Genomic DNA, 21,424 nt, shown 5'->3' with positions numbered 1-21,424 from the left:
AATGCTAACAATAGATGCACTTTCCAAAAGCTTTGATAAAGGTAAAAATTACGCTTTAGATAACGTGACTTTTAATTTAAAAGCGGGAGATGTCTGTGCTATTGTTGGTGAAAGCGGCAGTGGAAAAACAACCTTGGTTCGTTTAATTGCCGGACTCGAACGTCCTGACAATGGGAGTATTTTATTAGATGATAAAGTAATTGCTTCGGTTAATAAATTTGTTCAGCCTGAAAAAAGAAAGATAGGTTTGGTCTTTCAGGAGTATGCTCTTTTTCCGCATTTAACCATTTTAGATAATATCTTATACGGTATTTCAAAACTAAAAAACAAGAAAGTCCGAGCTCAAGACATGTTAGATTTGGTGGGTTTAAGCGGTATGGAAAAACGCTATCCGCATCAACTTTCTGGCGGACAGCAACAACGAGTCGCCTTGGCACGAGCCTTGGCACCAGAGCCTTCATTGTTAATTTTAGATGAACCCTTTAGCAACCTCGATGCTATGTTGCGAACACAATTACGTAACGAAGTATTCGAAATCATTAAAAAAACAGAAGTCACAGTTTTGTTCGTTACACACGACACGCAAGATGCACTTTCTGTAGCCGATGAAATATTGATTTTACAAAAGGGGAAAGTGGTTCAAAAAGATGCTGCGGCAAATTTATATGTGAAGCCAAATAACTTATATGTAGCGTCCTTATTTGGAAGTACAATTCATATCAATAAAAACATTCAGAATGCCTTTCAGTGTCCCTTAAAAGAAACCTGTTGCCATGCCATCCGAAATGAAAAAATTAAAGTAAACCCATCTTCTAATAATTTTGATTGCGAATACATCACCACAGCTGAGGTCATTAAAAAAATTGAACTCGGTGACTCAGTTCAGTTACTTTTAAAACTTGAATCTGGTGAGCAATTAACGGTTATGACACAGGCTACCCATATTGAAGATGTTATTCATATTGGTTTTAACTCTAAAGATATTTTAGAGTTTAATGAGGACGCGGTTTAATAATTTTTTTAAAGCAAAACATCATTATTAATAATTGATGTTTCGCTTTATTATTTAATTAAATGCTTTGGCAAATCTTCAACCCGTTCGCAACATACTTGTTCCATGACTTGTTGAAATTCACGCTTCATTAAAGAAATGGTATGATTACCACCTTCCTTACCTAAAGCACCAACACCATACATAAAACTTCGACCCATAAACGTAAAATCTGCACCACTTGCTATCGATCTTGCAATATCTGGTCCTCCTCGTAAACCTGAGTCCACCATTATTTTTATTTGATCCTTGTATTTTTGAGCCAAATTAGTCATTGGTACAATAGTAGACTGCCCTGCATCTAATTGACGTCCTCCATGATTTGAAACGATTAAACCATCGACACCCAAATCGATTGCTTTTACGGTGTCTTCTTCGCTAACAACTCCTTTTATAACTAATTTTCCTTTCCATTGATCTCTCAATGAAGCGATTCTATCTGTGTTGAGGCGTCCTGTGAAAGTTTCATCCATAAATTCGCCTAGCTTTTTCAGATTTAAACCTTTTGGCATGTATTTTTCCATGGTTTTAAAACTTGGTTGTCCATGGATTAAAGTTTGAATTGCCCAATCTGGTTTCGTAAAAACCTCTAGAATATTTTTAACGCTCATCGTTGGTGGCATTGCTAAACCGTTTCTAACATCTCTAGGTCTGTAACCAAATGTTGGAACATCTGCCAAAATAACTAACACGTCATTACCAGCATTGGCTGCGCGATCTAACAAATCTCTTTTTATTTTTTCATCTGTTGGATGATACAGTTGAAACCAGTTTTTTCCTTCTGTTATTTCTGCAATGCGCTCTATACTAGACGTCGTAACTGTACTTAAAATAAAAGGAATATTATGGTCAAAAGCTGATTTTGCTAAGATTTCTGGAGCATTTGGCCACATTAATCCTTGTAAGCCAACTGGAGCGATACCAAAAGGAGCATCATAAGTATGTCCAAACAACTCTGTTTTTAAATTAGATTTATCAAATTTTGATAAGTATTGAGGCATTAACTCAACTTTCTGTATATCTGTACGGTTTTTATCTAAATTAATATCTTCATTACAGCCTCCATCTAGGTATTCAAATGCAAATTTTGGCATTTTTACCATTGCTCTTTGTCGCAAATCAGTAACCGAAGGGTATTTTGGATTTATCTTTATTTCCATAATTGTATAATTTATTTATAAACTTTTAAAGTTCTATAGCCATAAAAAGCGATAAAACAGAAGCATATAAAAGGTAGAATAAATGAAAAGTTAACACCAGAAAAAGGGCCAATACTTTCCATATCTATCATAAGTCCTTGTAAGATTGGCATTAGTGCTCCACCAACAATCGCCATTACTAAACCAGCAGCTCCTAATGCTGAATCTTCTTCGCTTAATCCATTTAATGCAATTCCGTAAATGGTTGGAAACATTAAGGACATAAACGCTGAGGTAGCTACTAATAAATATAAGCCAATGATGCCATCAATTAAAATAACTCCCGAAATTGTTGCCATAGCACCAAAGGCAAAAATCATGAGTAGTTTTCTTGAGTTGACATACTTCATTAAAAACGTACTGATAAAGCGACTTACCAAAAATATGGACATGGCCACAATATTATAGTTTTGCGCTTCTGCTTTTGGTATGCCTAAATTACCAGCATATTGAATAATAAACGTCCAACACATAATTTGTGCCGCTACATAAAACAATTGTGCTAAGACGCCTTCTTTGTATTTACCATTTTTAAATAGTCTTTTAAATGAAGCTGATGCACTTGTTTTATTTTCATTCTTAAGTCGTTTTGGCATTTTTGTTAATCCTATAACCACTAGCATCGCGATGACTACAAATCCAAGAATGACATAAGGGTTTCTAATAATACCTAAATCATGAGTTCTAATTACAGCTTTTTGAGCTTCATCTAAACTTGTAAAAACAAGTTCGCCCATTTCATTTCTAATATCAGAATCTAAAGCAACAAGAATAAATTTTGATGCTACGAACATCCCTAAAAGAGATCCAATAGGATTGAAAGCTTGTGCTAAGTTTAAACGCTGCGTTGCTGTGCGCTCGTCGCCCATAGATAATATAAACGGATTCGCTGTGGTTTCTAAAAAAGCAAGCCCGAACGTTAGAATATAAAGTGATCCTAAAAAGAAACCAAATACTTCAAATTTAGCAGCTGGATAAAATAATAAAGCTCCAGTAGCATATAGTGCCAAACCAAGCATTATGCCTTTTTTGTAACTATGTTTTCTAACAAATAATGCTGCTGGTATTGCCATTGTGGCATAACCACCATAAAATGCTAATTGAACCAAAGCGGCTTTTGCCGTTGAGATTTCCATAACAGTTCCAAAGGCAGCAACCATAGGATTTGTGATGTCGTTTGCAAATCCCCAAAGCGCAAATAAAGACGTAATGAGTATAAATGGGATAAGAACCTCCTTAGAAACTACTGGTACTTTTGTTGTATTAGTCATTGCGAAATGAATTTTATTTCAATTATAAAAAAAGCACCATTCAAATTGATTTATAAAAATGAATAGTGCTAATCTAACTTGCTATTAATTTCTATCTATATTGCGCGTAAACGACTTTAGTTTGAAGATACTCTTCCATACCATGCTTTCCGTCAGCTCCACCAATTCCAGATTTTTTCCATCCAGCGTGGAAACCTTGAATAGCTTCAAAATGTTCTCTGTTTATATAGGTTTCGCCATATTCTAACTCTTCAGCAGCGTGCATTACTTTGTTAAAGTTTTCTGAGAAAATAGATGATGTTAAACCATACTCAGAATCATTAGCTAAAGCAATAGCTTCATCTAAAGTGCTAAATTTCATTACTGGTAAAACTGGTCCAAAAACTTCTTCTTGGATAATTTGCATATCTTGTTTTACATTGGTTAATAATGTAGGTTGGTAAAAATAGCCTTTGTCAAACTGGCTAGACTTATTTCCACCAAGTAAAACTTCTGCACCTTCTTTTTTAGCAAACTCAACCATTTCTGCTACTTTATCTAACTGATCTTTAGAAACCATAGCGCTCATATCAGGATTGTTAGAAGAAAAAGCGTCTTCTACTTTTAAGGCTTTCATTTTAGCAGTAGTCATTTCTAAAAACTGATCGTGAATAGACTCTTCTACGTAAACACGTTCTGCACAATTACAAACTTGTCCGCTATAAATGATTCTAGAACCAACAACGGCGTTTACAGCTAATTCTAAATTAGCATCAGCACAAACAATAGCAGGAGCTTTTCCTCCCAGTTCTAAAGATACTTTTGTAATGTTCTGAGATGCTGCTTCCATAACTTTTTGACCAGCAAAAACACTACCTGTTAAACTAATAATGCCTGTCGTTGGACTTTTACTAAGTGCATTACCTACAACAGGTCCTGAACCACAAACAAAATTTAATACACCAGCTGGTAAGTCTATTTTTTGAATTAAATCTACCCATTCCATAATGGTATTAGGTGCAACACAACTAGGCTTAATTACACATGTATTTCCTGTAATTAATGAAGCAGCAACTTTTCTTGCCATAACAAAGAATGGGAAATTCCAAGGCAAAATACCTACAGCAACACCTATAGGTGCTTTGTGTAAAAAGATACGTTCTTTCTGACGGTCACTTTGTATAATTTCTCCTTCTATACGTCTTGCAAAACCTGCATAATAATCAAAATAATCTGCAGTAACATCTATTTCTACTTGTGCTAATCCCATTACTTTAGCTTGCTCTGCAGCTAAGGTTTCTGCTAAAAACACGCGGTTCTCACGTATAACACTAGCCATTTTATTCAAATAACCAGCACGTTCAATTGCAGTTAAAGATTTCCAAGCATGCTGTGATTCTTTTGCTGCTTCTAATGCATTATTAGCATCCTCAACAGAACCATGTGGTATCTCTGACAATACTTCTTCTGTACAAGGGTTAAGTACTTTTGTTACTTCTGAAGATGTTGATTTTACAAACTTTCCGTTTATAAATTGATTAAATTGTTTCATGACTGTTTATGTTTAGTTTATGATATTTGTAATAATTTCAAGGTTTTAATAGTAATTGAGTAAAATCTCGAACTGTTTTGTGAAAATGCGGTTAACAAACTTATGTTATAATGTGGTTTTAGTATTTATCCATATTAATCAATAATATGTACAATTTAAACATGGCGGGTTTTTAAAGTTTGTTTTTTTTATCTTAAATGGTAATAAAAAGGGACGCCATATTAAAAATTAAAATTGCTAATAAAAGTTCTAACTAACTTTGGTTAAGCTATTAACTTCAGCAAATAACTAAAAAAATATAGAGTGTAGGTTTCTCAAATCCACCAATTGCTTGCTCAAAATATTCATAAGGGTTTATTTCAGAATTAAACCACTTTTAATAAACCGATATCCTATTAAAAGAGAATTAAAATTAGGTGTATTTTCCAGATTTGTAAGATGCTGGAGTTAATCCAGTAACAGATTTAAACACACGAGAAAAGTGGTAACGATCCGAAAATCCTAAATTAAAAGAGACTTCCTCTATAGATTTGTTGGTGTGCTCAAACAATTCGCACGATTTAGCAATTTTTCTATTCTGAATAAATTGATGTAGCGTCACATTCATTTCTTCTTTAAACAATCTAGCAAAAGAATTTGGTGCCATATTAACGAGCGATGATAGTTCTGCATTACTTAATTTTTTATTGATATGAACTTCAACATACCGAATGACCTTTAAAACGCGTTCATCAATATTAATGGTTTTCCATAATTCTGGACCAATATTAGTTAAAGCTTCTTTTATAAAAGCTTGTAGTTTTAGATTAAAAGTAAGTTTAAAATCTTTGTTTTCAATTTTTAAACGGCTTGTTAAATACTGTAATCGATCTTTTAGATAATCTGTTAATTCAATTTTTAAAATACCAGGATAGACACTATCAAACGGAACACCTAAATTAAAATGAACAAAGAAGTGAATCAAAAACATATTTTCTAAGTCGTCTTCATTGTAATTAGTATTTAGTTGTTTTCCTGCAACATGAACACCGTCGTTATAAATATGATTTTTGGTATAGCGCGAAGAGAACGACGTAAAAGGAGGAATAATATAGAGGTGATTTGTGTCCATTTCAAACACATTATCCTGATGTATTAATTGGCCGCCTGTGTTTTTATTCCAATATAGCCTCCAAAACGGAAAAACCATTTCGTGACAATCCCATAATTCTAATAACCAATATCTGCAGCATAAAAGCTTTAATTTCAGGTCGATAAAATTTTGATGGTTAGATGAAGGATCTCCTAATTCTATGTCTTTTACAAACTTCATGATGTGTCGATGTTTGAATTAGATACAAAAATACGGATTTTGAATATTTAATATTGTTATTAGTGGATGTAAATTTGTTCCAATTAAAATTCAAAGTAGATGAAAACGATAAAACTTCCAAATCAAGTAGAAGCAGAATTAAAAAAGGTATCAGAAGTCGCTGGTTATTTATGGCAACGTGAATGGGCAGAACGAAATGCAGGAAATATTTCGATGAATTTGACCTCGTTCTTTAAAAAAGAAGAAGTTCAAGGTATTGGCGAAGAAGTGCCTTTCGATTTTCCAAAAGGAGCAGCAGGTTTTGTGATTTATATTACAGGAACAGGTTGTTACTTAAGAGATTTAGTAGATAAGTTAGATGAAGTATCATGTATTCTTTACATTAATGAAGATGCAACAGCATATTCTATTGTTTGGGGAGGAAAACGTGACAACTTCGGTCCAACTTGTGAGTTAATTTCGCACTCAAGCATCCACCTTTTTAACTCTATTCACCATCCAGAAAATCTAGCGGTTGTCCACACGCACCCATTAGAATTAATTTGTATGAGTCATCACGAATTGTTTGATAACGAAGAGGAATTAAACAGACAAATTTGGATGATGTGTCCTGAGGTAAAAGTATTTGTACCAAAAGGAATTCACTGTACACCTTATGCATTATCAAGTACTGCTGCGCTTGCAGAAGTCACTATAGAAGCGTTTAAAACAAGAAATGTATCGTTATGGGAAAAGCACGGAGCAACAGCGACAGCGCCAGATGTAATGCAAGCTTGGGATTTCTTAGACGTCGCAAATAAAGGAGCTAAAATGTTAATGATGTGTTGGGCCGCAGGTTTTAAACCAGCAGGATTATCTAACGAGCAGCTAACAGAATTAGAACAATTTACATAGAATAAAAAAGTATTATAAAGATGAGTAGATTAATAGGTAGATTACCAAAAGTAGGCATTCGTCCAGTAATTGATGGACGTGAATTAGGAGTAAGAGAATCTTTAGAAGTTCAAACCATGGATATGGCGAAAGCCGCAGCCAAATTAATAGAAGATACCTTACGATTTCCTAGTGGAGAACAAGTAGAATGCGTTATTGCAGACACAACTATTGGTGGTGTAGCAGATGCAGCGGCATGTGCAGATAAATTTAAAAGAGAAGGTGTTGACGTATCGTTAACAGTAACACCATGTTGGTGCTACGGAACAGAAGTTATGGATACCGATCCATTAACTCCAAAAGCAGTTTGGGGTTTTAATGGAACAGAACGACCTGGAGCGGTTTATTTAGCAGCAGCATTGGCAGGTTATTCTCAAAAAGGATTGCCAGCGTTTGGAATTTATGGAAAAGAAGTTCAGGATGAAGGCGATCAAACCATTCCTCAAGATGTGTCTGAGAAAATTTTACGTTTCGTAAAAGGCGCTTTAGCAGTCGCTCAAATGAAAGGAAAGTCGTATTTATCTATCGGTTACAGTTCTATGGGAATTGCTGGTTCTATGGTCGATGTAAATTTCTTACAAGACTATTTAGGTGTTAGAGCTGAGTTTGTTGAATCTGTTGAGCTTTTAAGACGAATCGATAACGAAATTTACGATAAAGACGAGTACGAAAAAGCACTAGCTTGGACTAAAGAAAACTGTGTAGAAGGTAAAGATTATAACACACCAGAAACGCAAAAATCTGCTGAAGAAAAAGAGAAAGAATGGGAGAAAGTTGTGAAAATGACTTTAATCTGTAAAGATTTAATGAACGGAAACCCAAAGTTGAAGGAGATGGGCTTCGGTGAAGAATCTAAAGGTAGAAATGCCATAATGGGAGGCTTTCAAGGGCAACGTCAATGGACAGACTACCAGCCAAATGCAGATTTTACAGAATCAATTTTGAACTCGTCATTTGACTGGAACGGTATTCGTCAAGCATACACATTTGCAACTGAAAACGATTGTTTAAATGCTATTTCAATGTTATTTGGTCATTTATTAACCAATACAGCACAGTTGTTCTCAGACGTAAGAACGTATTGGAGTCCAGAATCAGTAGAACGTGTAACAGGAAAGAAATTAACAGGAATTGCCGAAAATGGTATTATTCACTTAATAAATTCTGGTTCTACAACCTTAGATGCCACAGCACAACAAACCGATGCTGATGGTAATCCAACGATGAAACCATTCTGGGATATTACAGAAGAAGAAGTTCAAAAATGTTTAGATAACACCAAATGGCCAGCTGCTATTTTCGAATACTTTAGAGGTGGTGGATTTTCTTCACAATTTAAAACTAAAGGGTCGATGCCAATCACTATGTGTCGTTTGAATTTAGTAAAAGGCATAGGGCCAGTTTTACAAATCGCCGAAGGTTGGAGTGTAGAGTTACCAGAAGATGTTCATTACGTTTTAGATGAAAGAACCAACCCAACATGGCCAACAACTTGGTTTGTTCCAAGAACAACTGGTAAAGGTGCTTTTAAAGATGTTTATACGGTAATGGCAAAATGGGGAGCAAACCATGGAGCAATTTCTCATGGACATATTGGTGCCGATTTAATTTCATTAGCTGCCATGTTACGTATTCCAGTAAACATGCATAATGTAGATGAAAATGATGTGTTTAGACCAAGTGCATGGTCTGCTTTTGGCGAAGAGCTAGAAGGAGCAGATTACAGAGCTTGTGAGAATTATGGCCCATTATACGGTTTCAAACATTAATATTTCAATTATAAGGAATAGGGTATATTTAGCTTGCGTTAGTTTTTACCCATCCTTCCACATATGATAATGAAGCTTATCCTTGTCGTAGTTTTTATAACTAGTGTAACAGGAAAGCTTCGTTATCATTATATAGTTCCAAATCAATTCACTAAGCATAAGTCTTTCTGAGTGTATCAGAAAAGGCGACATGTAAACTATCTAAAGTGTTCAAATACTAATTTGGATGCGTACGATTAAATCTAAGACACATGAAAAAAGTTATAGCCGTTATAGATATAGGAAAAACGAATAAGAAGATTTTTTTATTTGACGAATCGTTTAAAGTAGTGTCACAAAATGCCATTCAATTCAAAGAAATAATGGATGAAGATGGATTTGCTTGTGATGATATTGAATCGATAGAAAATTGGATTAAAAGTGAAATAAAAAAAGTCCAAGATTTAGGTCAATTTGAAATAAAAGCTATTAATTTTTCAACTCATGGAGCATCATTAATCTACTTAGATAAAGACGGCAAACGTATGGCGCCATTATATAATTATTTAAAGCCATTAGATATCGAGGATTTTAATGATTTTTATGAATCACAAGGTGGAGTAGAAGAGTTCTCAAGAAAAACGGCATCACCAGCTTATGGCATGTTAAATACAGGTTTACAGATGTTATGGTTTAAAAACTCTAAGCCAGAACAGTGGAAACAAGTCGATGCTATTTTACACTATCCACAATACCTAAGTTATCTATTTACAAATAAAATTACAGCCGATTTTACCTCAGTTGGTGCACATACAGCCACTTGGGATTTTGATAACATGCAATACCATAATTGGCTTAAAGATGAAAACATTCAGTTACCAGAACCTTGTAAAGGTAATGAAGCTGTAATTTCTGAAATTAATGGTGATCAAATTGCAGTTGGCACAGGATTGCACGATAGTTCATCATCTATAATTCCTATTTTAGAAAACGAAAATGATTTTGTTTTACTTTCCACAGGAACATGGATTATTGCCATGAATCCGTTTAGCAAGGAAACACTTACACAGCATCAACTTCAAAATAACTGCTTGTGTTTTATGACACCCGAAAAACAACAGGTAAAATCATCCATGCAGTTTTTAGGTCGCATCCACGAAGTATATATCAAAGCCTTGAGCGACTATTTTAAAGTAGATGTCAACACCCATTTAGATTTAGTTTTAAACACAACACTGTGCAAAGAATTAATAGATCAGGATACTCGTGTGTTTTTATCGGAAGGTATTGATACCGATTTTGAAGCACATCCTGAGTTTTTACAGAAATTCTTGTCCTACGAAACAGCCTATTATCAGTTGATATACGAAATCAGTAAAAAAGTAATTACAGGCATTGATTTAATTTCTGATAAAAATTCAAAAATCACAGATGTGTATATTTCTGGTGGATTTAATAAAAATGAAGTCTTTATTAAGTTTCTAAAATGTTTGAAAGACGATATTGAAATAAAAATTTCAGACTGTAAAAATGAAAGTGCTTTAGGTGCTGCTTTGTTAATGAAATCGTATTTGTAAATAAGGTCTATTGAATAACTAAAAATTAGAACGTTCCTGTTTTAAGATCTGTTAAACAATTACCCATAAAACAGAACCCATCAATTATTGTTTTACAAATAAAGGAGCTCAAGTGAGCTCCTTTATTTATTTAAGTATTTGTGAATTCAGTTGATTACTATAGCTTCACTAACTTAGATGTTAAAGTTTGATTAGTATCATTTTGAACTTTCACCATATAAATTCCAGAATTTAAAGATGAAATATCAAAAGCATCAGTTCTTGTAAAAGCGCCTTTAAAAGACTTAACTAATTTTCCTGTTAAGTCGTAAATTTCAACATTTGAAACATTAACATTTATACTAAATGCCGATTGTGACGGATTAGGATAAATACTAAAACCTAACATGGTTTCGTCTTTAACACTTAGCACCTCTGATGATGTGTTACCTAATATTCTAAACTGACCTGCAGGTATTGTAATTGCTGAGGTTGAATTACTCACTGTTGTGTTTCCTGTAGCATCCATAAGATCATACCATGTCGTTGTAACACCAGCTGGGAAATAGGTATCGATACTTCGTGTAACCACATCAAAATTGGCAAGTATAATCACATTTTTCAATTCTGAAGATGGCATTGAATTATCAAATATATCAATTCGAGGAGTTAAATTTCCTGAAGTGATTGTGTAATCACCTTTAAAAACCGGTTCTTCAATTTTAAGTTTATGAAGTTTAGACCAGTCCTCGTAAATCTGACCTCTGAGGGCATCAGTTAGCCATTCATTGTCCCATTGTGGCTGTGGTTTCGTTGCGAGTTTACAACCATCGTTTTCAATACTTCCATCAGGGCAAGTGAAAATTGAGTTTTCCATACCTAGCTCCCCAAAATGCCAAATCATTTTTGGTCCTGGAACCATTACAGAAACAGCTCCTAAAGCTGACATTCTAGACAATGCCGTATTTAAATCTTGAACATTATGACTTCCATTACTTGTATTTCCGAAAGCTATATTCTTGTACATTAAACGCTCTTCATCATGACTCTCGGCATAACCAACAACTCTTGGCCCATTGAAACCACCATGCGCTTTATGCCCCATTCTGTCAATGTTTTTATTACCATCTTCTCCCATGGTCAATTCTCCATACGGTGAGTTCATTATGCCCCACATCATAATTCCTTTACCTTCATCTAAACGGTAATTTGCCCATTCTTTTTCTTCGTTATCGGATCCTAAATGTTCAAAAATTACATAATGATGTGGGTCTACTGACCATGAGTGGTCGGCATATTCTTTTAAAACATCCACACGATCTTGTTGGTAACCGCCAGTACATCCTTCGTCACCACTAAGTGTTCCATTTCCACAATTTTGTGTAAACCCTTTGGTTAAATCCCAACGAAATCCATCAATTTTATATTCTTCAATCCAATAACTAACCACTTGTTTTACATAATCTCTTGTGTAATCTGAACTGTGATTAAAATCGTTACCAACACTATATGAGTGCATAGGAAATGCATTAAAGTATGGGTTGTCTGAAGAAGGGCCTCCCCAACCATCTCCATCTGGATCGTCCATCCACATTCTCACCATAGGATTTCGTCCGTAGGCATGATTAAAAGCAATATCTAAAATAACAGCAATACCATTTTGATGACAAATGTCTACAAGTTCTTTAAATTTTTCTGGTGTGCCATAAAATTTATCAATTGCCATATGAAATGCGGTATTATAACCCCAACTTTCATTGCCTTCAAACTCCATAATAGGCATTAACTCAATAGCGTTTATATTTAAGTTTTTGAAGTAATCAATTTTATCAATGATATCTTGAAAGTTGCGGTCTGCATCAAAATCTCTAATTAACACTTCATATATAACTAAGTCTTCTTCAACTGGTTTTTCGAAATCATCGACTTGCCAGTCGTATGGAGTTTGACCTGTTTGTAAAACCGTAACCTCACGTTCTTGACCTGCTGGATAAGCTGGCATATTTGGATATGTTGAAGCAGGAATATAAGCGTCATCAAAAGGTGATAAAACTAAGGATGAATAGGGGTCAGCTACTTTAACTATAGACGGTGAATTGGCAACAGGATTGGTGTCAAAAACCCAATATTGGTAAGTTTCAATGGCTCCAGGTGTTAAACCTGATAGCTCTAGCCAATATTTTCCTGTTGAAGGATCACGTTTCATTACGTCAGAAGCAGACGGTGAATAGTTGTTCCAACTACCAGCAACTTGAATAAATTCTTTGCCAGGTGCTGTTAAGACTAAAGTGGCTTTACTTGGATCTGTATGATAGTTAATACCATCTATCATATTTGCTGGTAATGCTTGTTCTACTACTGCTGGCACAACAATAACATCAAAACTTGCTTCTCCAGTCTCCGTAGAGCCAGGAGGTGTACCTACAAATTTTACCGTACCACTTTCTGTAACATTAGTAAGTGTTGCATTACATGCAGGAAATCCACAATTACCTGTAGCTACAGAAACATTATTATAAAATATTTCGAAACTGCCCTGAACCGTTGTAGATCCTTGAAATGTAATTGTTGCACTTAGAGATAAATCATTGCCAGAATTTAAAACTACAATTTCATTCGTTGGTTGCGTGATGTTGATAATCACTTTTCCTACTGGAAAAATAAAATCTTCACAACCATCATCTTTTAATTCTTGGGAGCCATCTTCATTTCTAAAAACCATACCTATCTGTGAAGCGGTATCAGCTTGTGCTTGGGTAATGCCATAATATGTTTGTGGAGTAATAGTAATACTAAACGTGCCATCACCATTATTGGTCATTTCGCCAACTCCATCATCAAATCCCCAATTACCAACAACACCATATCCAAAGGCATCAGAATTGTTCCCAATTCCTGAATGCATATATACTTTTGTCGGGTTATTTAGGCCGTTACAATTACTGTCTGTACTGTTGGCATCAATTGTTATAGTAACTGGTTGGTCAACTTCTATTGCACTAACACTAAGACTAACTTGTGCATAAGCAAAGAATGAAAAGACTATAAAAAGGGTGGATAAAGTTTTTTTCATAGTTATGAGGTTTTAAAAAAAAAGCTATGTTTTAAACATAGCTTTTTAAGATTATTAAAATAATTTAATTCAATGTGATTGTTAAATTAACTGTATCTACAGTAAGTGTATAAGTACCAGGTGTGCCATCAAAAGAGAAATTGAAATCACCATCCATAGCATTACTAAAGTTACTATCAATGGTGTATCCTTGATCTTCATAGGTTGGATAGTTAGAACCTGAGTCCCAATCAGCATTTACGGTAAAAAACCTAAAGGCATCATTAGTAAACTCTACTTCTCCAGAATAGATTCCTACACCTGTACATGTTAAAGCTACTGGGTTTGCCCAGTCCCATCCGGTGCCTACAATACCAGCACCAACCAACCAAAGTTGTTCGTATTCGCATAGTAATTGTTCAGGTTCTAATGTAATGGTCTTGTTGATATCATCTACAGTTAAGAAATACGTTCCAGGAGTACCATCAAAAGAGAAATTGAGATCACCATCCATAGCATTACTAAAGTTACTATCAATGGTGTATCCTTGATCTTCATACGTTGGGTAGTTAGAACCTGAGTCCCAATCTCCATTGACGTTGAAGAATCTAAATGAATCGTTTGTAAATGTTACATTTCCTGAGTAGGTTCCATTTCCAGTACAAGGTAAAGCAACAGGTGTGTCCCATGCCCAACCAGCATCAGGGACACCAGCACCAACTAACCATAATTGATCATAGTTACAGTTTGGTCCAACAACTGCAGGGCCTAATGTTATTGTTTTAGCTGCGGTATCTACTTCTATAAAATATTCGCCTGGTGTGCCTGTAAATTGGAAATTACTATCTCCATCTAATGCGTTTACTAGGTTAGCGTCAATAGTATAACCAACGGCTTCATAATAAGGGTAGTTTAAACCTGAATCCCAATCTGCAGCTACTGTAAAGAATCTAAAGGCATCGTTAGTTAAGTTAATGTTACCAGAGTACGTAGTACCTTGTAAAGGTAATTCTACTGGTGTTGCCCAGTCCCATCCTGCATCTACGGCACCTGCACCAACAACATATAATACTGGTGCTAGTTCTACATTAAATGGAGTAACGCTTATGGTAATAGGCTCAGAAAAACGTTCCATATTTCCACCTGGCATTTCAATTGTAGCTTTAATTCTAATATCTAAACTACCAACTTCTTCAGCTGTAAGACCTGCGCTAAGTGCAGTTTCATTAAAGGCTTCGTGAGTACTTGTATAAGTCATTCCTTCTGTACCTTCAGTTATTGCACTGGTAAAATCAGTTCCAGCTTGCGCAAATTGAATTTCATAATTTACAGATACTGTGGTGTTTTCTCCAAAGTCTGGGTCTTCCCAAGATACTGCAATAGCGTCATCATTTGGTGATGTTTCAAGTAAAACAAGTTCAAAGGTATTATCAGGACTCGTAATTACAGGAATAGCTTCTGAATACGACGACACACTAAAGCTTACACTATTAGTTATGTTAGATCCTGAAGTTACTCTCATAAAAACAGTGAATGGCTCAAAAGCATCTGCTCCAGCATCTAACAGCGTATTGTTAAACTCAGCAACTGTCATTGTAAATCGATCTGTAGAAGACGATCCAATAACCGTTGGGTTTTCAAATAACACATCTGGTGATAATTCAACCATATAACTTTCTCCAGAATTTAATTGGTCATTCCACACAATGGTGAATGCTTCATTATCTGGAAGGTTATAATTTAAATTAATATTAGATATTGCTGGCTCCAAGAGTTTAAATGAAGCATCTGGCGTAGTAATATCAATACTTTCTTCTGTTTCGCACGCCACAAAAACTAAGAATAGACTTAATATAAGCGCACTAATTTTATTGATTTTCATAGTGTTATTTTTTATAAGTTAAGTGGGATTAATATATAATCTCCAGTTAAGTCGTTAAACCAAACCTCATAATCATCTTGAACGATGACAGGAATTGATCCGCCTCCGTCAGTCGCAACACCAGAGAACGATGTGTCTCCTCCCCAAGTAGATCCTGTATTGGTTACAAATTGTAAATCGCCGGTCTGAAGGTTGACGTTAGTTATATTCCAAATATGTGGATCTGCGTTAGATTGTGTCATTTCTACATTTTCTCCAGATAAAGCATCTCCTTCTATAGCTATGCTTGTATAATCTGTTGCACCACTCACGTCAAAGCTTGAAAACGTATAATGAGGTGCGTCAGTTGGTCTAGAGAAATTAATGGTAAACGTATAATAACCATCGGTCTCTACTCCAAATCGTCCCGGATCACCATCTTGTGTCGTTGGGTTTCCTGCAATATTTCCAGACTCTTGTTTAGTGTCGCTACCTTCATTATCCGTAACTCCCCATTGTGGTTGCCACTGTCCTCGCTCTCCTAAAATTTTAAAACGCCCCTGGTCAAAACCTCCACTTCCGGTACCGAAATATCCAGTATAAGTATATAAATTAGTGTTAATCGCATTCCTAAATAGTGGTGGGTTATTACTGTTATTGTTCCAATCTGGATCTTCCCACACACCGTTACCGTCTATATCTAAAGCATTTCCAACGATATAAAAATCTTTTAAGGTATAGTTGTAGAACGGTTGAATTTGAAAACTAATAATATTTGAACTCACAGGAAGTCCATTTTGAGTTCCTATTGAACTTTCTACCTTAGCATACAAAGTATTAAACATAAAAGGTGGTAAACCTGCAGCACTAGCCGAAGAATTTAATTCGTTAACCGATAGGGTTGCCGATGTAGATCCGGTAATAGTCGTAGCGACCACAGGGTTCGTAAATGCATCATCAGTCGCAAAAATGACAGCATAATTTTCTGATGCTTGTTGTCCGTAATCTGCTTCATTCCAATTAAATGTTATTGCAGGATTGCCAGGATTTGTATCATCTAATTCTATCACTGTAATAGGAAGCTCGGCAAGTGTGATGGCTTCCGTTTCTGTAGCTGTAAATACTGAAGTGTCATCTTCACAAGAATTCACAAGGAATCCGAGTGTAAACACCGTTAATAGTACAACTTTAAATTTTAATATGTTTTTCATTGCTTTATTTTTTAGTATCCAGGGTTTTGAGTAAGGTTAGGATTAGAAGACATACTTAAATTTGGTATTGGAAAAAGGTTTAAATGTGACGGTATAGCAATACCATTACTACCGTTTCCTTTCCATGCCCAATTATAATTTCCACCAGTAAATAATCCGAAACGAATTAAATCTTGTCTTCTGTGTGCTTCCCAATGTAATTCTCTAGATCTTTCATCTAATATAAATGGTAGCGTTAATTCTCCTGCAGAAATGGTATTAGGATTATTGGCACGAGCTCTTAAATCGTTAACTAAGTTAACCGCTTCAGAGATTGTTCCGCCGCCACCTCTAAGATGTGCTTCGGCATACATTAAATGTACATCAGCTAATCTAAATAATGGAAAATCGGTATCGACAAATGTTTGGTCTGCACCAGGAACACCATCAGAGCTTAAATTTGAATATTTTTGAATAATGTAACCTTGACTTTGGTCAGATATATCTGTTATACCAATAGGTCTATCAGCAGAAATGATTGTGTTTCTGTCATCATCGATAAAATCTCCACCTTCCCATAGTTGCGCAAATTCTTTTCTAACTCTAATAGCTCCTCCCCAAGCAGCTTCTGATACACCAACTTCGGCACCATTAACTTCAAGGCTTCCAACTGAACCATTAATCATAACAGTTGTAGGACCGTAGTTTTGAATTGTTACACCATCTGAAATAATAGGGAAAATAATTTCTCCGTTTGCAGAATTTAGGTTGTTATCAGCTTGAAAATTATTTTTGTATTCTGAAGCTAAAACATAACCAGAATTTAATAATTGTTGGCAGTAATTTAAACAATCTGAATATCTTGGTGTACCTGTATAAACTTCAGCATTTAGATATATTTTAGCAAGAATCATGTAAGCCACACCTTTATCTGCTCTACCGTATTGGTTCTGACCAGCATCTACTAAATCAGATTCGATATCTAATAATTCACTCTCAATAAATTGAAAAAGCTCAGCGCGTTCTACAACAGGTAAAACTGTGTTTATGGCATCTGCTTCTGTTCCAAAGTTAGCTTTTCCGAAGAGATCCATCATATAATAGTAAGATAATGCTCTTAATAATCTCGCTTCTGCACGGTATTCTACGATATCTGCACGTACACTTTCTGAGACACTTCTAGCGTCTAATTTATCTGCTGTTGTTTCTCTTAAAAAGTTATTGGCAAGTGAAATCGTTAAATGTGTTCTACTGTACATTCCTAAAATCATAGGATTTTGAGCGGTCCAAATATTACGTTGAAGTTCTCTAGTTCCTGGATCATTTTCGTAAGACCAAATCATTTGGTCTGCTGTTAATGTTTGCAGATATAATAATACACGTCCAAACTGACTAGTACCAGCATCAATACCTTCAATGTTAGAAGATTCTGGACCAAAAGTTCCCGTTAAGGCAAGGTTTGCGTATACACCAGCAATTACACGTTCGTAAGCCGCTTCATCTTCGTAAAGATCAGCACCTAATAATGTGTCGTCGTCATTTGGTGTAATATTTAAGTCGTCGGTACAAGACGTCAATGTAAACACCATTAATACAGCAATGACACTAATGTTTTTAATTATTCTTTTCATAGTTGTTAAAATTTAAAATTAGCACCAATTAATATGTTTCTTGGTCTAGGGTAAATTGTATTATCAATTCCGTTAAATACTTCTGGGTCTAAACCACTGTATTCTGTAATAGTAAATACATTTTGAATACCTCCCCAAAGTCTTACTGATTTTATAAATTTTGATAAGTCTTTAAATGTATATCCTAACGTAATGTTATCCATTTTTAAGAATGATGCATTTTCAATATAAACATCAGAAAGGATGACATCAGATGTGGTTTGAAAATTAGTATCTAAAACGGATGTTGGAATATTTCCTAATACAGCATCACTACGTAATAAATCAAATTGTGCACGAGCAGAATTTACATTATTATAAACGTAGTTTCCGATGTTAGCTCTTAAGTTAAATGAAAAATCAAAACCTTTGTATTCTAAATTCGTTTGAAATCCAAAGATAACATCTGCATCTGGGTTTTCTTTAAGGTAACGATCTTCATCATTTATGATGTTATCTCCATTTAAATCTACGTAAGCACCTTCAATATAATTGCCCTGTGTATCTCTTAATTGTTTAAACACGTAGAAAGAGTTTGGTGATTCACCTTCTCTAAATAATTGAATAAAGTTTCCTGTTCCACCTGCAATACCTCCAGTTGTAACATCTTGGCCAAAGGCTAATTCTGTGATTTCTCTATCTAGAAGTGTAGCATTGAAGTTGAAATTTAAGTTAAAATCTTCTTTTCTTATCACATCTGTATTAAGTGTAAATTCCAAACCTTGAATTCTAAGGTTTCCAATATTTTGAACAATACTGTTAGAGAAGTTACTACCATCTGGTACAGGTGCGTTAAATAATAAGTCTTCTGAATCTTTCTGGAAAACGTTTAAACTACCAGTAACATACTCATCGAATAAGCCATAGTCAATACCGACTTCTAAGGTTTTTGTCTCTTCCCACTTTAAATCAGGATTAATTTCTGAAGGAATTAAAGACGATACAACACCATTTCCAAATTGATATTGAGAATTAATTGAACCGGCTTGGTAACGACTTAAAAATAAATCGCGTTCACCAATCTCTTGCTGACCTGTAATACCATAACCAACTCTTAATTTTAAGTTCGATATTGTTTTAGAATCTTTAAGGAAATCCTCATCGCTTAACTTCCATGCAAAAGCACCAGCGTAGAAATCTCCCCATCTGTTGTCTTCACTAAATCGCGATGTTCCATCTCTTCTGTACGTTAGTGTCATTAAGTATTTTTCGGCAACCGTAAGATTAGCTCTTCCAAAAAATCCAATTAACACAATGTCTGGATCTGCAAACGTATCACCAAAACTATTTGGATCTCTTTGGTTTCCTGTGAAATGACCTTCATTAGTAAATCTTTGGTAAGAATAACCTGCAGTTAAATCAGTATTAATAGTACCAAACTTCTTATTATAATTTAAGAAACCATCTAAAGATTGGTTAGTTCTTTCTTGGAAACTAAATGATCTATTGCCTTTAATAGGATCATTTGTTGCATATATAGAGTTATTACGAGAAACACCTTCAGTTTTATCATACCCTAAGTTTAATACAAATTTCATCTCTGGTAAGAAATGGAATTTATAGTCAAAATTAATATTACCATAGAAACGTTCAGAATCTCCAATATTATTAGTTTGTAACAATGCTGCTACAGGGTTTGAACCTCCTAATAAAAGTGTATTACCGTTTCTGTGTTGGTAAAAACCTCCGAAAGGTGATGAAGGATCATAAACCGGTTGTGTTGGGTCGTACCTCAATGCAGCTCCAATTTGTCCGGAATCACCAAATCTATTATCCTCGTAAGATAGGTTTGTGTTTAAGTTCACTTTAAGGTGATTATCAAAAAATGTTGGATTTAATGATAACGACAAGTTTCGTCTATCAAATTCAGACGTTAATATCGCACCTTCTTGCTCTGTAACTCCAAAAGAGAAACGTGCTGGTATAGCATTAAATAAAGAACCTCTTACAGTAACATTGTGATTTACTGAAACTGTTTTTCTGAAAATTTCATCTTGCCAATCCGTGTTGGCATCTCCTAATTGAGAGATGAAATTATTTGGTAAATTTTGAGCGATTACTTGTGCTCTAAATTCATCTGCAGAAAATACTTCAATTTGCTCGTCAATATCTCCTAAGGTGTATTGTACATCATAATCTACACTGAATTCCGATCGACCTTTTTTAGTGACAATAATAATGACACCATTAGAGGCTCTTGAACCGTAAATAGCAGTTGCTGAAGCATCTTTTAAAACGGTAAAAGAATCAATGTCGTTAGGATTAATACTTGCTAAAACACCTCTAGAACCTCCTACGTTATCATTTGTAATAGGCAATCCATCAATTACTATTAACGGATTATTAGATGCATTTATTGAAGAACCACCTCTAATTTTAATTTCTGATCCAGATCCTGGAGCACCACTTGTATTAACGGTTACACCGGCAACACGACCACTTAATAAGTTCTCAGGTGTTACAATGTTTCCACGTGTAAAATCTTTCGATGTTACGGCGTCCACAGAACCTGTCGCATCTTTTTTAGTGGTTGTACCATAACCAATAAGGATAACTTCCTCTAATTGAGAAGCATCTTCCTCTATGGCAACATCTATATTAGATTGACCGGTAAACTCAATTTCTTGTGGTGTATAACCAACATAAGAGTAAACAATAATTTCACCTTGATTTACTTCTAATGAATATTTGCCATCGAAATCTGTAGCGGTTCCTCTGGCAGTCCCTTTAATAATAACATTTACACCAGGTAAAGGCATGGCGTTTGCTTTGTCTGTAACAGTACCAGTAACGGTAGATTGTGCCATCAAGGTCGTTGGCAAAATAATGAGACAGAATAGTAAAGCATTTAAAATTGTTTTCATACAAATTATTTAAGTTAATTGCTTAGTTATTTGATTTATATTTTCACTTCTCGGGTTAAATCTATGTAAAATTAACTTGATTTAACGTTATATTTACATGACGAAAGTCACGCAAACGTTTTCGTGTTAAGAACTTTTTAATTATTGGTAGAATTATCAGTATAATTATGAAAATCTGTGCTTTTT

Annotated in this window: 13 protein-coding genes; 4 read left to right on the top strand and 9 right to left on the bottom strand. The window is 34.9% G+C overall.

Annotated features, from left to right (window positions below):
- The first annotated feature begins 1 nt into the window (after position 1).
- Entirely contained in the window at positions 2-1,012 is a 1,011-nt protein-coding gene (locus K1X16_RS04710; RefSeq protein WP_225035222.1) for an ABC transporter ATP-binding protein, read from the top strand.
- A 50-nt stretch (positions 1,013-1,062) separates the two neighbouring features.
- On the opposite strand, the gene K1X16_RS04705 is transcribed toward K1X16_RS04710, so the two are convergent.
- From K1X16_RS04705 to K1X16_RS04690, 4 genes are all read right to left on the bottom strand, one after another.
- On the bottom strand, positions 1,063-2,211 hold the full coding sequence (locus K1X16_RS04705; RefSeq protein ID WP_225035221.1) for an alpha-hydroxy acid oxidase: 1,149 nt from the start codon (positions 2,209-2,211) through the stop codon (positions 1,063-1,065).
- A gap of 11 nt (positions 2,212-2,222) precedes the next feature.
- Positions 2,223-3,521, bottom strand: coding sequence for an L-fucose:H+ symporter permease (gene fucP / locus K1X16_RS04700; RefSeq protein WP_225035220.1), 1,299 nt, complete (start codon positions 3,519-3,521; stop codon positions 2,223-2,225).
- Positions 3,522-3,612: 91 nt separating this feature from the next.
- The gene (gene aldA, locus K1X16_RS04695) at positions 3,613-5,052 is read right to left on the bottom strand and encodes an aldehyde dehydrogenase (protein WP_195869987.1); all 1,440 of its coding nucleotides are present in this window, start codon (positions 5,050-5,052) and stop codon (positions 3,613-3,615) included.
- Between the two features lie 412 nt (positions 5,053-5,464).
- Positions 5,465-6,364 (bottom strand): helix-turn-helix domain-containing protein, encoded by a 900-nt coding sequence (locus K1X16_RS04690; protein ID WP_195869986.1) that lies wholly within the window; start codon positions 6,362-6,364, stop codon positions 5,465-5,467.
- A gap of 99 nt (positions 6,365-6,463) precedes the next feature.
- On the opposite strand from K1X16_RS04690, the gene rhaD reads away from it, so the two are divergent.
- From rhaD to K1X16_RS04675, 3 genes are all read left to right on the top strand, one after another.
- On the top strand, positions 6,464-7,258 hold the full coding sequence (gene rhaD / locus K1X16_RS04685; RefSeq protein WP_225035219.1) for a rhamnulose-1-phosphate aldolase: 795 nt from the start codon (positions 6,464-6,466) through the stop codon (positions 7,256-7,258).
- Positions 7,259-7,278: 20 nt separating this feature from the next.
- A complete protein-coding gene (locus K1X16_RS04680) occupies positions 7,279-9,066 on the top strand; it encodes an L-fucose isomerase (protein ID WP_225035218.1) in 1,788 nt (595 codons plus the stop codon).
- Between the two features lie 251 nt (positions 9,067-9,317).
- Entirely contained in the window at positions 9,318-10,622 is a 1,305-nt protein-coding gene (locus K1X16_RS04675; RefSeq protein ID WP_225035217.1) for an FGGY family carbohydrate kinase, read from the top strand.
- A 157-nt stretch (positions 10,623-10,779) separates the two neighbouring features.
- Here the strand turns inward: K1X16_RS04675 and K1X16_RS04670 are convergent, their stop codons facing one another.
- The 5 genes from K1X16_RS04670 to K1X16_RS04650 all read right to left on the bottom strand — a co-directional run bounded on the left by K1X16_RS04670 (position 10,780) and on the right by K1X16_RS04650 (position 21,238).
- A complete protein-coding gene (locus K1X16_RS04670) occupies positions 10,780-13,674 on the bottom strand; it encodes an alpha-amylase family glycosyl hydrolase (RefSeq protein ID WP_225035216.1) in 2,895 nt (964 codons plus the stop codon).
- Between the two features lie 64 nt (positions 13,675-13,738).
- Complete coding sequence (locus tag K1X16_RS04665) at positions 13,739-15,535, bottom strand: SusE domain-containing protein (RefSeq protein ID WP_195869981.1); 1,797 nt, start codon at positions 15,533-15,535, stop codon at positions 13,739-13,741.
- Between the two features lie 11 nt (positions 15,536-15,546).
- Entirely contained in the window at positions 15,547-16,725 is a 1,179-nt protein-coding gene (locus tag K1X16_RS04660; RefSeq protein WP_225035215.1) for a SusE domain-containing protein, read from the bottom strand.
- An 11-nt stretch (positions 16,726-16,736) separates the two neighbouring features.
- Positions 16,737-18,335, bottom strand: a complete 1,599-nt coding sequence (locus tag K1X16_RS04655) for a RagB/SusD family nutrient uptake outer membrane protein (RefSeq protein ID WP_195869979.1) — start codon at positions 18,333-18,335, stop codon at positions 16,737-16,739.
- Between the two features lie 5 nt (positions 18,336-18,340).
- Positions 18,341-21,238 (bottom strand): SusC/RagA family TonB-linked outer membrane protein, encoded by a 2,898-nt coding sequence (locus K1X16_RS04650; RefSeq protein WP_225035214.1) that lies wholly within the window; start codon positions 21,236-21,238, stop codon positions 18,341-18,343.
- Positions 21,239-21,424: the final 186 nt, after the last annotated feature.

The organism is Winogradskyella sp. SM1960, assembly GCF_020179375.1.
Classification (GTDB): domain Bacteria; phylum Bacteroidota; class Bacteroidia; order Flavobacteriales; family Flavobacteriaceae; genus Winogradskyella; species Winogradskyella marina.
Note: the sequence above shows the minus strand (reverse complement) of the source record. Positions and strands in the feature narration are given on the sequence as shown.